Genomic DNA, 12,213 nt, shown 5'->3' with positions numbered 1-12,213 from the left:
AACCCGAATGACCGCCGATACGACAAGAAAGTCGAGAAGGTGATGCGACGAATGCGGCCCGGGCATACGTCCGGTCTGCTCTCCGGCGACGGCAAAGGATAGCCCGTGCCCTGGCGGCGGCGTCACGTCTATTCGAGCCGAACGTAGACAGGAGGACGCTCATGCACTCGATGTGCGTGGAAGCCCATCGGCCGCCGCGCTCCATCATTTCGCACCACCCGCCCCCTGCGTCTTGCGGTCCCACGTTTTCAGGCACACGCCGAGAAACTCCGCGAAGCCATCGGCGGACGGCGACAGCGAACGATCGACGGGACGATAGATGCACACTTCCCGGATCGTCTCCGGTTCGACGACGCGCCGCATCGCGAGGCCGAACGTCTGCGCAAGCGGCTTTACGTAAGCCGGCGCGAGCGTGACGGCAAGACCTTGCGCGGCGAGGCCGAACGCCGTCGTCACGTTGTCGACGACTTCGACGGGCGCGATCCGCGCATCCGATGGCTGGTCGGCCAGCATCTGCGCGACGCTCGCTTCGTGATCGCGGCCCGTCGCGACGATGGGCGTGCCGCGCAGGTCGTGCCAGCGTAAGCGCCGCCGATGCGCAAGCGGATGATCGCCCGCGCACCACAACACCCACGGGCTGCGGAAAATCGCTTCGCGCTGCACGCGGTCGCCCGTCGCGCGATCGGGGCCAATGGCCAGATCGACGTCGCCGCTCGCGACGCGCTCCACCAGTTGCTCGACATCCGTATCCACCACGCGCACGACGACCTTCGGCTTCTGCGCCGCATAGCCCGCGATCGCGTAGGGCAGCGCCGTGCTCGCGAGCACGAGCGGCGCGCCGACGCGCACGATGCCTGCCGCGCGGTTGCGGATATCGCTCGCCGTCTGCTCGGCGGCACGCAGATGGCGCAGCACCGATTCCGCCGAAGACAGGAAGTCGCGGCCCGCCGTCGACAGGCTCACGCGCCGCGTCGTGCGGTCGAACAGACGAAAGCCCAGTTCGCGCTCGAACTCCGCCAGCAACTGGCTGACGGCGGACGACGTGAGCCCCAGCCGTTCCGCCGCCGCGGCAATGCCGTTCTGATCGACAATCGCGAGAAACGCCTCGAATTGGCGTATGGTGACGCGTGTGAGGGCCATCGGGCGATTCTAAAGCTAAACTTACGAATCATCCAAAATCGATTGATTGTGATGCGGCGCGCTTTTAGCGACACTGTTGCGACGCGCCGGTTCGTGCGACCTCGGTTCATACAGCCTCTCGCACCGTCGAGCCAACATCAACACAGATAGAGACAATGCCATGTTCGAACACATCCCAGCCTACCCCGGCGATCCCATCCTGAGCCTCAACGAAGACTTCCAGCGCGATCCGCGTGCGAACAAGGTCAATCTGAGCATCGGCATCTACTTCGACGAAAACGGCAAGCTGCCCGTGATGTCGGCTGTGCGCGAGGCCGAAGCGGGGATCGTCGCGCAGGGCACGCCGCGTTCGTATCTGCCTATGGCGGGTCTGCCCGCCTATCGCGACGCCGCGCAGGCGCTCGTGTTCGGCGCCGATAGCGAAGCGCGTGCGGCGGGCTGCATCGCGACGGTCCAGACGGTCGGCGGATCGGGCGCATTGAAAGTCGGCGCGGATTTTCTCAAGCGCCACTTCGCGGGCTCGCAGGTGTGGCTCTCCGATCCAAGCTGGGAGAATCACCGCGTCGTGTTCGAAGCGGCAGGGCATACCGTGAACACGTATCCGTACTATGACGATGCGACGGGCGGTCTGCGCTTCGACGCGATGCGCGACACGATCGACGCGCTCCCCGAACGCAGCATCGTGTTGCTGCATGCATGCTGTCACAACCCCACGGGCGTCGACCTGACGTCGGAGCAATGGCGCGAACTCGTGCCCGTGCTACAGCGTCGCAAGCTGATCGCGTTCGTCGACATGGCCTATCAGGGCTTCGGCGACGGCCTCGAAGAAGATGCGGCATGTGTTCGGATGCTGGCATCGGCGGACGTGCCGTTGATCGTTGCGAACTCGTTCTCGAAGAACTTCTCGCTGTATGGCGAGCGGTGCGGCGCGCTGAGCGTCGTCTGCAAAGACGCCGCCGAAGCGCAGCGCGTGCTCGGCCAGTTGACCTTCACGATCCGCGCGAACTACAGCAACCCGCCGATGCACGGCGCTCGACTCGTCGCCGGCGTGCTCGGCGATCCGAAACTGCGGGCGTCGTGGGACGACGAGTTGCGCGTGATGCGCGATCGTATTCATGAGATGCGTCATGCGATTCACGACGGCCTCGCGGGACGCGTCGATGAAGTGATGCGCGCGCGTTATGTCGCGCAGGTCGGCATGTTCACGTACACGGGCCTGAGCGCCGCACAGGTCGAAACGCTGCGCAACGAGCACGGCATCTATCTGCTGCGCTCGGGGCGCATGTGCGTCGCGGGGCTGAATCGCGGCAACGTCGGCTATGTGGCGTCGGCGATCGCGGCCGTCGCGGGTCAGGGCGCGCGCCAGTAACGCGCGCAGCGAGGAGACATACATGGAGATTCTGGAGCGGGACAACGAGGCTGTGCCGGCGATGCATCCCGACGAATGGCAGGCACGCGTTCAATTGGCCGCCTGCTATCGCGTCTTCGATATGCTGGGCTGGACCGAGCTGATCTACAACCACATCACCGTGCGCCTGCCCGAAAGCGTGGCTGGCGGCGCGAAGCAATTTCTGATCAACCCGTTCGGACTGCACTACAGCGAAGTGACCGCGCGCAACCTGGTGAAGATCGATGCGCAAGGGCGCATCCTCGACGGATCCGCACACCCGGTGAACCCGGCGGGCTTCACCGTGCATGCAGCGCTGCACGAGGGCATCCCCGATGCGCATTGCGTGATGCATACGCATACGACGGCGGGCATTGCCGTCGCGTGCTCGGAGGGCGGCTTGCAGCAGACGAACTTCTACAGCGCGCAGTTGCACGAGCGCATTGCGTATCACGACTTCGAGGGCATCACGATTCACGCCGAAGAAGGGCCGCGCCTCGTCGCGCATATCGGCGACCGGCAGGCGGTGATCCTGCGCAATCACGGGCTGCTGTCGTGGGGCAAGACGCTGCCGCAAGCGTTCGCATATCTGTGGACGCTGAACCGCGCGTGCGAGATCCAGGTCGCGACGTTCGCGATGGGCCCGGTGCGCGTGGTGCCCGAAGCGATCGCCGCGCAGTGCTCGCGCGATGCGCTGCAATTCGACGTGCGCTACGGCGCGGGACAGGATGTGTTCGACGCGCTGGTGCGCAAGGTCGACAGGATCGACGCCAGCTACAGGCACTGAGGAAAAAGAACGATGAAGGCATGCATATACGGCGCGGGCGCGATCGGCGGATGGATGGGCGTAAAGCTCGCGCAAGCGGGCTGCCACGTGAGCGTGGTCGCGCGCGGCGCGACGCTCGACGCGTTGCGCGAACACGGCTTGCGCCTCGTCGAAAACGGCGACACGCATGCGGTGAAGGTGCAGGCAAGCGAGCGGCCTGAAGCGCTCGGCACGCAGGACCTGGTCATCGTCGCCGTGAAGGCGCCGGGCATGGCCGACGTCGCGCGGCATATCGGCCCGCTTCTCGGCGCGAACACGATGGTGCTGACGGCGATGAACGGCGTGCCGTGGTGGTTCTGCGACGGCCTGCAAGGGGAGTTCGCGGGCGCGCGTCTCGCATCCGTCGATCCCGACGGCTCGATCGCGGCCGCGATTCCCGCTGAGCGCACGTTGGGCTGCGTCGTGCATGCGAGTTGCCGCGTCGATGCCCCCGGCATCGTCGCGCATCATCAGGGGCGCGGATTGATCGTCGGCGAGGCGACGGGGCGCGCGAGCGAGCGCGTGACGTCGCTGGTCGAGCTGCTGCGCAACGCGGGCTTCGATGCCACCGCGTCCGATCAAATCCAGCGCGACGTCTGGTACAAGCTGTGGGGCAACATGACGATGAACCCGGTGAGCGCGATCACGGGGGCGACCACCGACAAGATTCTCGGCGACCCGTTCGCGCGCGATTTCGTCACGCGCGTGATGCTGGAGGCGAAAGAGATCGGCGCGCGCTTCGGCATTCCCATCGACCAGGCGCCCGAGGATCGTCACGCCGTCACGCTGAAGCTCGGCGCGATGCGCACGTCGATGCTGCAGGACGTCGAAGCGGGCAAGGCCGTCGAACTCGACGCGCTCGTCGGCGCGGTGTGCGAACTGGGCGCGCTGACGGGCGTCGAAACGCCGTATGCGAACGCACTGTTCGGGCTCGCGCGTCTGCACGCACGCGCGCGCGGACTGTATCCGCCAGCGTGAACGCACGTCTTTCAACTTCGCGGCATCGAGCATGAAATTCACCGATCTTTCGTCGCCGGCGTACTTCGACAATCCGTATCCGTTCTACGAGGACATCCGGCGCGCGGGTGCTTTCGTGCCGCTCGCGCCCAACGTGATGCTGACGGGCCGGCACGCTGTCGTCGACGCGCTGTTGCCGGACCGCCGCATGGGCAAGACGTACATGCCGAGCGTGGTCGCGCGTTACGGCGAGGCCGCGCGCGGGCAGCCGGTGTTTCAGGCGCTCGACCGCACGTTGCTGATGATGAATCCGCCCGTGCATACGCGTTTGCGCACGCTGCTGATGAAGGCCTTCAACGCGCGGCAGATCGAAACGCTGCGCCGGATCGTCGAAGAGACGACGGACAGTCTGATCGACGCGATGCAGGGCAAGCATGAAGTCGATCTGGTGCGCGAGTTCGCGTTGCCGCTGCCGTTGCAGATCGTCTGCCGGCTGCTCGATGTGCCCGTCGACGAAGGGCAACGGCTCGGCGATGCGGCGGGCCTGCTCGTCTCCACATTCGACCTCGCGCCGCTTTCCGCCGATGCGCTCGCGCGCGCGAATCAGGCGGCGCTCGATCTCGAACAGTACTTCCGCGCGGTGGTCGCGCGACGTCGCGCCGCGCCCGGCGGCGATATCGTTTCGTCGCTGATCCAGACGGAAGAGGGCGGCGAGCGGCTGTCGGAGGATGAGATCGTGTCGAACGCGATTCTGCTCTTCGTCGCTGGACACGAGACCACGTCGAACATGCTCGGCAATGCGCTGATCGCGCTGCACCGGCATCCGGCGCAACTGTCGCGTCTGCTTTCCGAGCCGTCGCTGATGTCGAAGGCCGTCGCAGAGTGCGCGCGCTACGACACGGCCGTGCAGATGGTGGTGCGCACGGCGTTCGACGATATCGAAGTGGATGGCGCGCCGCTTGCGCGCGGCTCGATCGTGTTCATGCTGCTCGGCTCGGCGAATCGAGACCCCGAGCGCTTCGAGCGGCCCGATATGCTCGATATCGAACGGGAGCCGTCAGGCCATCTGCTGACTTTCGGCGCGGGCATTCACTATTGCCTGGGCGCGCGCCTCGCGATGATGGAACTCGAAATCGCGCTGCGCAAGCTGATGATGCGCTTGCCGCAGATGCGCGTCACGAATCTCGATGCGCTGGTTTGGCACAGGCGGAATAATCTGCGCGGCGTCGAATCGCTGATGGCCGCGCTTTAATCTTGCGTTGATCTTGCTTTGAACGAGTCGTGTGAGGCGTGAAGCAGATTCACGCCATCTCGCGATGCCAGCGTTCCAGCTGCTCGATCGTCGTGCCCGCGCCGCCGCATACGATCACGAGCACGCTCTCGAAGCGCTGCAGCGCCGGCGTCGGCCGATAGGCCAGCGCGAGGCTCGCGCCGCATGCGGGCTCGACCAGCACGCGGTGATCGTCGACGAAGCGACGCGACGCGGTGACGGCTTCCGCATCCGATACCACGATGCATTCGACGGGATGCGTCTGCGTCAGTGTAAAGGCCTGCTCGCAGACCTGCTTCGCGCCCAGCGTCGTCGCGATGCTCGTAATGCCCGGCAGTTCGATCCGCTTGCCCGCGCGCACCGATTGCGCGAGCGACGACGCGCCTTCCGTTTCGACGGCGATCACCGGCACGTTGCCGAGGCCGTTGCGCCGCAAGCCTTCGATCACGCCCGCCATCAGGCCGCCTCCGCCCACCGACAGCACGACGGCATCGAATTTCGCACCGGTGCGGGCGACTTCGTCGATCATCGACGCATGGCCTTGCCAGACGAGCGGATCGTCGAACGGATGGATGAACGCGTCGTCGGGACCGGCCTCTTCGAGCGCGAACGCGTTGGCTTCCTGCCAGGTCGCGCCGTGCACGATCACGTCCGCGCCCTGAAGGCGGATCAGCTCCTTCGCGCGCTCGCCTGTGCTCTGCGGCACGACGACCGTGACGGGGATCGACAGCGCGCGGCCCGCATACGCGACCGCAATGCCCGCATTGCCGCCCGACGACGACACGAACCGCCGCTTGCCGGCCTTCGCATGCTCTTCGCACGCGTAGCCGATGCCGCGGATCTTGAACGAGCCGGCCGGTTGCAGCGCGTCCATCTTGAGCAGCACGCGGCGGCCAAGCGCGCGGCTGAGCGGTTGCGATTCGAGTAGGGGAGTATCGATGTGCAGTGTCATGGTGAAGGTGCCTGCGGCGTCGCGATAAGGGTGTGTCGCGGAGTCGTCAATGATAGCAACTGGCGGTGGATCGGGTTTCATGTCCGCGACGGCGCGAAGCCGCCGCGGACGTCACATCACGTCATGTCGTGTCGGGCTGGAAACTCACTTTCCCGCGATCAGACTCGGATCGCCGGAAAACCGCTCGTTGCCGCGCACGGGCCCATCGGCGAGCAGCCCTTTCGTCAGCTCCAGCGCCTGTCGCTCGAACAGCCGCCGATACACGCCGTTATCGAGCCGGATCAGCTGTTCGTGGCTGCCTTCCTCGACGACGCGCCCCTTGTCGAGCACCAGCAAGCGGTCCAGCGCGCGCACCGTCGACAGCCGGTGCGCTACCACCAGCGTCGTGCGACCGACCATCAGCCGCTCCATCGCCTGCTGGATCAGCACTTCGCTTTCGCTGTCGAGGCTCGACGTCGCTTCGTCGAAGATCAGCACGGGCGCATCCGCGAGAAACGCGCGCGCAATCGCGACCCGCTGACGCTCGCCGCCCGACAGCTTCACGCCGCGCTCGCCGACGAGCGTGTCGTATCCGAGCGGCAGCGCGCTGATGAACTCGTGCGCGCTGGCGAGCTTCGCGGCCTGCACGATCTCGTCGAACGTAGCGCCGGGGCGCGCGTACGCGATGTTCTCCGCGAGCGTCCTGTGAAACAGGATCGGGTCCTGCTGCACGATCGCAATGCGGCGACGCAGCGACGCCTGCTGCACATCCGCGATGTTCTGTCCGTCAATCGTGATGCGGCCGTCGTCGATGTCGTACAGACGCTGGATCAGCTTGATGAACGTCGTCTTGCCCGAGCCCGAATGGCCGACGAGCCCGATCCGCTCGCCCGGCGCGATGCGCAGCGAGAAGTCGCGATAGAGCGGCGTGCGATGCGCGCCGTAGCGGAACGTCACGTTCTCGAATCGGATCTCGCCCTCGCGGATATCGATGGCGCGCGCGCCCGGCTTGTCTTCGATGCCGAGCGGCTCGCGCTCGAGCGCGACGAGCTCTTCCATGTCGTTGACCGAGCGCTGGAGGTTGCGCACGTGCATGCCGACATCGCGCAAATAACCTTGCAGCACGAAGAAGGTGGTCAGCGCATACGTGATATCGCCGACAGTCGCTTCGTCGCGCAGCCACAGCAGCAGCGCCGCGCCGAGTATCGCCGCCTGCATCAGCGCGAGCATCGCGCCCTGCACGCCGCCATTGGTCGTGCCGCGCTGCCAGGTGCGGCGCGTGCGCTGACGCCATTTTCCGATCACGCGGTCGAGCCGCGACTCTTCGCGTTCTTCCGCGCCGAACGCCTTGACGACGGCATTGCAGCTGACGGCATCGGCGAGCGCGCCGCCCAGACGCGTGTCCCACAGGTTGCCGAGGCGCGCGGCAGGCGCGACATAGCCGAGCGACAGCGCGACCGTCACCGTCACATACAGCAGCGAACCCAGCCCGACCACGACGCCCATCACGGGCCAGTGGATGCCGAGCAGCACCGTCGATCCCGCGAGCATCACCAGCGACGGCAGCAGCGCGATCAGCAGCGTGTCGTTCAGCAGATCGAGCGCCCAGATGCCGCGCGTGATCTTGCGCACGGTCGAGCCCGCGAAGCTGTTCGCGTGCCAGTCCGTCGAGAAGCGCTGCACGCGATGAAACGCGTTCGCGCAGATCGCGCTCATCATCTTCAGCGTCATCACGATGATGCTGCGATAAACCAGTTGACGCAGCACCGTGCCGCCGATGCCGAGGCCGATCAGCGTGACGAACGCGATCAGCGCCGCGTGCGAGGCGGCCGCCTTGCCGCTGGCGCCGCTCGCGCTGCCCGACGTGAGCGCATCGACGAGACGCCCCGCGAACATCGGCGTCAGCACGTCGGCGAACGCGGCCATCAGCGCGAACAGCGCAATGCCGACGATGCGCACCGGCTGCCTGCGCCAGTGATTGAATGTGAAGCCGAGAACGCTTCTGAACGCTTGCGCGCCAAAGTCGAGTTTTTTGCTAGCCATATGTCACAGCGTGCGGCGCGACGCGCGCATCGCTATCCAGTCAGGAGATTCGGGAGCAGACGACCGATGCCCGCCAGTTGCGGCAGGGACGAATAAAACCGGTTGTCTGTAAAAGCGCGGGCCTCTGGGTGCCTACGCTGACGGCGACCTAGCTCGAAGAGCCGATGAAGCGTCGTGGAAACCCGCGAGAGACTGCGATGTGCATTGCGTGCATTGAACGCCTCCCTTGGGTGAATGAGTAGATGAAGTACTGCGTCTGAAGGGCTCGATTGTAGCAGGAAAGCTTGCGCAAAGTGATCGCGGATTGCCTTGACCTGACGCGAAGTGGTGGCTTTATGCGTGTTTCATCAAGCGTTCATCAGCAATTCATCCGCTATTCATTCGCAGTTCATCGAAGGGCCGCGACGGGTTTTCAGGGCCCGAAGCGGGCGTGCCGGATACAATGCCGCAGCGCTGAAGCGTCCAGGCTTTCACCCAACCGCGATCCAACCTGATTCGACCTCAATTCATGTCCAGTTCCACTCGGGCTTTTCTGCTCGGTCCGTTGCTCAAAGGGGTATCCCGTTCGTTCTATCTGACGTTGCGCATCTTGCCAGCCGGCATGCGCGATCCGATCGGACTTGCGTATCTGCTCGCGCGCGCCGCCGACACGATCGCCGATACCGCGCTGATCCCGCCCGCGCAACGCCTCGAACTGCTGCTTGCGTTGCGCGAGCAGGTCAACGGCGCGACCGACGACGGCGAGCTCGCGCGCCGCATCGCCAGCGAAGTGGCGAACCAGCAGACGCAGTCGGATGAAAAGGTGCTGCTCGAATCGATTGCGCCCGCGCTCGGCGTGCTGTCGCAACTCGACGCGACCGATCGCGCCGCCGTGCGCGAGATCGTCACGACGCTGACGACGGGCATGGAATTCGATCTGCGCACGTTCCCCGACGAGCGTTCGGGCAGGATCGTCGCGCTGCGCGCGTGGGACGAACTGGATCGCTATACGTACCTCGTCGCAGGATGTGTCGGCGAATTCTGGACGAAGATGACCTACGCGCATTTGCCCGGCACGTTGAAGACGGACGCCGCGACGATGCTCGATCAGGGCGTGCGCTTCGGCAAGGCGTTGCAGATGACGAACGTGCTGCGCGATTGCGGCAAGGATCTGCGCATCGGGCGCTGCTATCTGCCGTCCGCGATGCTCGACCGGTTCGGGCTGAGTCCGCAGCAACTGCTGGAGGCGCAGGCATCGACGCGCGCGCAGCCGTTGATGCATGAGCTCGTGCGCAAGTCGCTCGATCATTTCCGCGCGGCGCTCGATTACACGCTCGCGATTCCGCGCTTCTCGCTGCGCTTGCGGCTCGCGTGCGTGTGGCCGATCGCGATCGGGCTCGAAACGCTGCTGCTGCTCGTCGACAACGCGCACTGGCTCGAACCGGCGAAGGTATCGAAGATTCGCCGCAAGCAGGTGTACGGGATCATCGCGCGTTCGCTGCCCGTTTCGCTGTCGGATGCGCTGCTGCGCCAATGGATCGAAGGGCTGATCGGCGCGATCGAAGCGCGTATCGACGTTCGCTGAGCCACGCTCGTGGCCCGTCGCGTTTGGCCATAATGCGATTGAAAGCCTATGATGAACGTCACACGACTCGCAGCGAAGGGCGGCATCGGCCGCAATCGATCATGACCGATATCGTCGACTGGCACGCTCACGTGTATTTCGATCAGGCGACGCGCGATGCCGCGTGGCCTTTGCGCGAGACCATCGAGGCCCGCTTCGGCGGCAGGCTCGAAATGGGGCGCTTTCATGAGCGGCTCGTCGGCCCGCATCCGATGTGGTCGTTTCAGCTCAAGTTCGGCCGCGAGCTGTTCGCGGAGTTGTTCGAGTGGCTCACGCTCAATCACGGCGCGCTCGATGTCTTCATTCATCCCAACACAGGCGACGCGCTGCGCGATCATCGCGATGCGGCCGCGTGGATCGGGCGCTCTCATCTGTTGAATCTCGCCGCGCTGGGCGGATAGCGCGCTGTGCCCGGCGCACGATTGCGCGCTGTTGCGCGTCGTTTGATGCCGGCTCGCGCGCGGAGGTCTCGTCATGACGATCACGAACGCAGTGTCGGGCACCAGCGTCGATGAAGTATCGGATGGCATCTACCGGATCAACACGCCCGTCGTATTCGAAGACGGTCCGGGCGGCTTCTCGTTCAACCAGTATCTGATCGTCGACGACGAGCCGCTGCTCTTTCATACGGGCCCGCGCAAGATGTTCGCGCTGGTGTGCGAAGCGGTGGCGTCCGTGATTCCGCCCGCGCGGCTGCGTCACATCGCTTTTTCGCACGTCGAAGCGGACGAGTGCGGGTCGCTGAACGAATGGCTCGCTGTCGCGCCCGACGCGCAGCCGCTGTGCGGATCGCTCGCCAAGCTGGTGTCCATCGACGATCTCGCCGACCGTCCGGCGCGCGGCCTCGAAGACGGCGAGGCCGTCGAGCTCGGCAAGCATCAGGTGCGCTGGCTCGCGACGCCGCATCTGCCGCACGCATGGGAATGCGGAATGATGATCGAAGAAACGACGCGCACGCTGCTGTGCAGCGATCTCTTCACGCAACCGGGCAGCGATCATCCTCCCGTCACGGGTTCCGACATCCTCGCTCCGAGCGAAGCGTTCCGGCGCAGCATGGACTACTACTCGCACACGAAACACGCCGACGCGATGCTCGAACGGCTCGCCGCGCTCGAGCCGCGCATGCTCGCGTGCATGCACGGCAGCGCGTGGCAGGGCGACTGCGCATCGCTGATTCGCGCGCTGGCGCAGTCATTGCGCGAGTAGGGCGCTGCGGCTCGAACTGTCGGCGGCGCGGAGGCGAACCCGTTCAGCGGTCGCGATGAACGCCGCCGATGCACGTTCGAACGCCGCAGTGCAGCAAGACTTTTTCGCGGGGGCGTGTCGATTCGCGTTGCCGCCGTTCGTCGTCAGATCAAGCGGACCGTTTTGCCGCTACCACACAGACAACACCGCAAGGACGACGACGATGACCTTGAAGCTCTACGCCCATCCGTTTTCTTCGTATTGCCAGAAGGCACTGACCGCGCTGTACGAGAACGGCACGCCGTTCGAGTACCGCCGGCTCGACGAACCCGGCGCAATGGATGAACTCGCCGCGCGCTGGCCGATCAGGCGCTTTCCGCTGCTCGTCGACGACGGCCGCACGATCGTCGAGGCGACCGTGGTCATCGAGCATCTCGGGCTGTTTCATCCCGGCCCCGTGCACCTGATACCCGACGATCCGCGCGCCGCGCTCGAAGTGCGTTTCATGGACCGGTTCTTCGACAACTATGTGGCGACGCCGCAGCAGAAGATCGTCTTCGACAGCTTGCGCAGCGAAGGCGAGCGCGACGCGCGCGGCGTCGCCGATGCGCGTGCGCAATTGGAAACCGCGTATGCGTGGCTCGACAAAACGATGCGAAATCGCGAGTGGGCGGCGGGCGAGCACTTCAGTCTCGCCGATTGCGCCGCCGCGCCGTTCCTGTTTTACGCCGACTGGACGCACAGGATCGACCCGAAGTTCGAGCACGTGATCGCGTACCGCCAGCGGCTGCTGAAACGGCCATCGTTTGCGCGCGCCGTCGACGAAGCGCGGCCTTATCGGCACTTCTTTCCGCTCGGCGCGCCGGATCGCGACTGACTTCGATGCATCTTC

The 12,213-nt window shown here is 65.4% G+C and carries 11 protein-coding genes; 8 read left to right on the top strand and 3 right to left on the bottom strand.

Annotation, left to right across the window (positions count from 1 at the left end; genetic code table 11):
- Positions 1–204: 204 nt before the first annotated feature.
- Complete coding sequence (locus AABE10_RS13025; protein WP_342933649.1) at positions 205–1,140, bottom strand: LysR family transcriptional regulator; 936 nt, start codon at positions 1,138–1,140, stop codon at positions 205–207.
- Positions 1,141–1,300: 160 nt separating this feature from the next.
- On the opposite strand from AABE10_RS13025, the gene AABE10_RS13020 reads away from it, so the two are divergent.
- Genes AABE10_RS13020 through AABE10_RS13005 form a run of 4 tightly spaced genes read left to right on the top strand, consistent with a single transcriptional unit; the run spans position 1,301 to position 5,541 of the window.
- Positions 1,301–2,509, top strand: coding sequence for an amino acid aminotransferase (locus AABE10_RS13020; RefSeq protein ID WP_342933648.1), 1,209 nt, complete (start codon positions 1,301–1,303; stop codon positions 2,507–2,509).
- 22 nt (positions 2,510–2,531) lie between these two features.
- A complete protein-coding gene (locus tag AABE10_RS13015) occupies positions 2,532–3,314 on the top strand; it encodes a class II aldolase/adducin family protein (RefSeq protein ID WP_342933647.1) in 783 nt (260 codons plus the stop codon).
- Between the two features lie 12 nt (positions 3,315–3,326).
- A complete protein-coding gene (locus AABE10_RS13010; protein WP_342933646.1) occupies positions 3,327–4,310 on the top strand; it encodes a 2-dehydropantoate 2-reductase in 984 nt (327 codons plus the stop codon).
- 31 nt (positions 4,311–4,341) lie between these two features.
- Positions 4,342–5,541 (top strand): cytochrome P450, encoded by a 1,200-nt coding sequence (locus AABE10_RS13005; protein ID WP_342933645.1) that lies wholly within the window; start codon positions 4,342–4,344, stop codon positions 5,539–5,541.
- 49 nt (positions 5,542–5,590) lie between these two features.
- Here AABE10_RS13005 and AABE10_RS13000 read toward each other — a convergent pair whose 3' ends face one another.
- Together AABE10_RS13000 and AABE10_RS12995 are read right to left on the bottom strand one after the other, a co-directional pair.
- Complete coding sequence (locus tag AABE10_RS13000) at positions 5,591–6,511, bottom strand: serine/threonine dehydratase family protein (RefSeq protein ID WP_342933644.1); 921 nt, start codon at positions 6,509–6,511, stop codon at positions 5,591–5,593.
- A gap of 144 nt (positions 6,512–6,655) precedes the next feature.
- Positions 6,656–8,533, bottom strand: a complete 1,878-nt coding sequence (locus AABE10_RS12995; RefSeq protein ID WP_342933643.1) for an ABC transporter ATP-binding protein — start codon at positions 8,531–8,533, stop codon at positions 6,656–6,658.
- A gap of 508 nt (positions 8,534–9,041) precedes the next feature.
- Here AABE10_RS12995 and AABE10_RS12990 point away from each other — a divergent pair.
- The 4 genes from AABE10_RS12990 (at position 9,042) to AABE10_RS12975 (ending at position 12,198) form a co-directional block, all read left to right on the top strand.
- Positions 9,042–10,097, top strand: coding sequence for a phytoene/squalene synthase family protein (locus AABE10_RS12990; protein ID WP_342933642.1), 1,056 nt, complete (start codon positions 9,042–9,044; stop codon positions 10,095–10,097).
- Between the two features lie 101 nt (positions 10,098–10,198).
- Positions 10,199–10,537: a DOPA 4,5-dioxygenase family protein gene (locus AABE10_RS12985; RefSeq protein WP_342933641.1), complete on the top strand. Its 339-nt coding sequence runs from the start codon at positions 10,199–10,201 to the stop codon at positions 10,535–10,537.
- Between the two features lie 73 nt (positions 10,538–10,610).
- Positions 10,611–11,342 (top strand): FprA family A-type flavoprotein, encoded by a 732-nt coding sequence (locus AABE10_RS12980; protein ID WP_342933640.1) that lies wholly within the window; start codon positions 10,611–10,613, stop codon positions 11,340–11,342.
- Positions 11,343–11,544: 202 nt separating this feature from the next.
- A complete protein-coding gene (locus AABE10_RS12975) occupies positions 11,545–12,198 on the top strand; it encodes a glutathione S-transferase family protein (protein ID WP_342933639.1) in 654 nt (217 codons plus the stop codon).
- Positions 12,199–12,213: the final 15 nt, after the last annotated feature.

The organism is Paraburkholderia diazotrophica (assembly GCF_038900755.1).
Classification (GTDB): Bacteria; Pseudomonadota; Gammaproteobacteria; order Burkholderiales; family Burkholderiaceae; genus Paraburkholderia; species Paraburkholderia diazotrophica_A.
This window is presented reverse-complemented; position numbering and strand designations above follow the sequence as displayed.

What these genes read in the sequence shown, in the direction of transcription:
- AABE10_RS13000 (WP_342933644.1), bottom strand. Translation starts at nt 6,511, where the DNA reads ATGACACTGCACATCGATACTCCCCTACTCGAATCGCAACCGCTCAGC.
- AABE10_RS13005 (WP_342933645.1), top strand. Translation starts at nt 4,342, where the DNA reads ATGAAATTCACCGATCTTTCGTCGCCGGCGTACTTCGACAATCCGTAT.
- AABE10_RS13010 (WP_342933646.1), top strand. Translation starts at nt 3,327, where the DNA reads ATGAAGGCATGCATATACGGCGCGGGCGCGATCGGCGGATGGATGGGC.
- AABE10_RS12995 (WP_342933643.1), bottom strand. Translation starts at nt 8,533, where the DNA reads ATGGCTAGCAAAAAACTCGACTTTGGCGCGCAAGCGTTCAGAAGCGTT.
- AABE10_RS13020 (WP_342933648.1), top strand. Translation starts at nt 1,301, where the DNA reads ATGTTCGAACACATCCCAGCCTACCCCGGCGATCCCATCCTGAGCCTC.
- AABE10_RS13025 (WP_342933649.1), bottom strand. Translation starts at nt 1,140, where the DNA reads ATGGCCCTCACACGCGTCACCATACGCCAATTCGAGGCGTTTCTCGCG.
- AABE10_RS12990 (WP_342933642.1), top strand. Translation starts at nt 9,042, where the DNA reads ATGTCCAGTTCCACTCGGGCTTTTCTGCTCGGTCCGTTGCTCAAAGGG.
- AABE10_RS12985 (WP_342933641.1), top strand. Translation starts at nt 10,199, where the DNA reads ATGACCGATATCGTCGACTGGCACGCTCACGTGTATTTCGATCAGGCG.
- AABE10_RS12980 (WP_342933640.1), top strand. Translation starts at nt 10,611, where the DNA reads ATGACGATCACGAACGCAGTGTCGGGCACCAGCGTCGATGAAGTATCG.
- AABE10_RS13015 (WP_342933647.1), top strand. Translation starts at nt 2,532, where the DNA reads ATGGAGATTCTGGAGCGGGACAACGAGGCTGTGCCGGCGATGCATCCC.
- AABE10_RS12975 (WP_342933639.1), top strand. Translation starts at nt 11,545, where the DNA reads ATGACCTTGAAGCTCTACGCCCATCCGTTTTCTTCGTATTGCCAGAAG.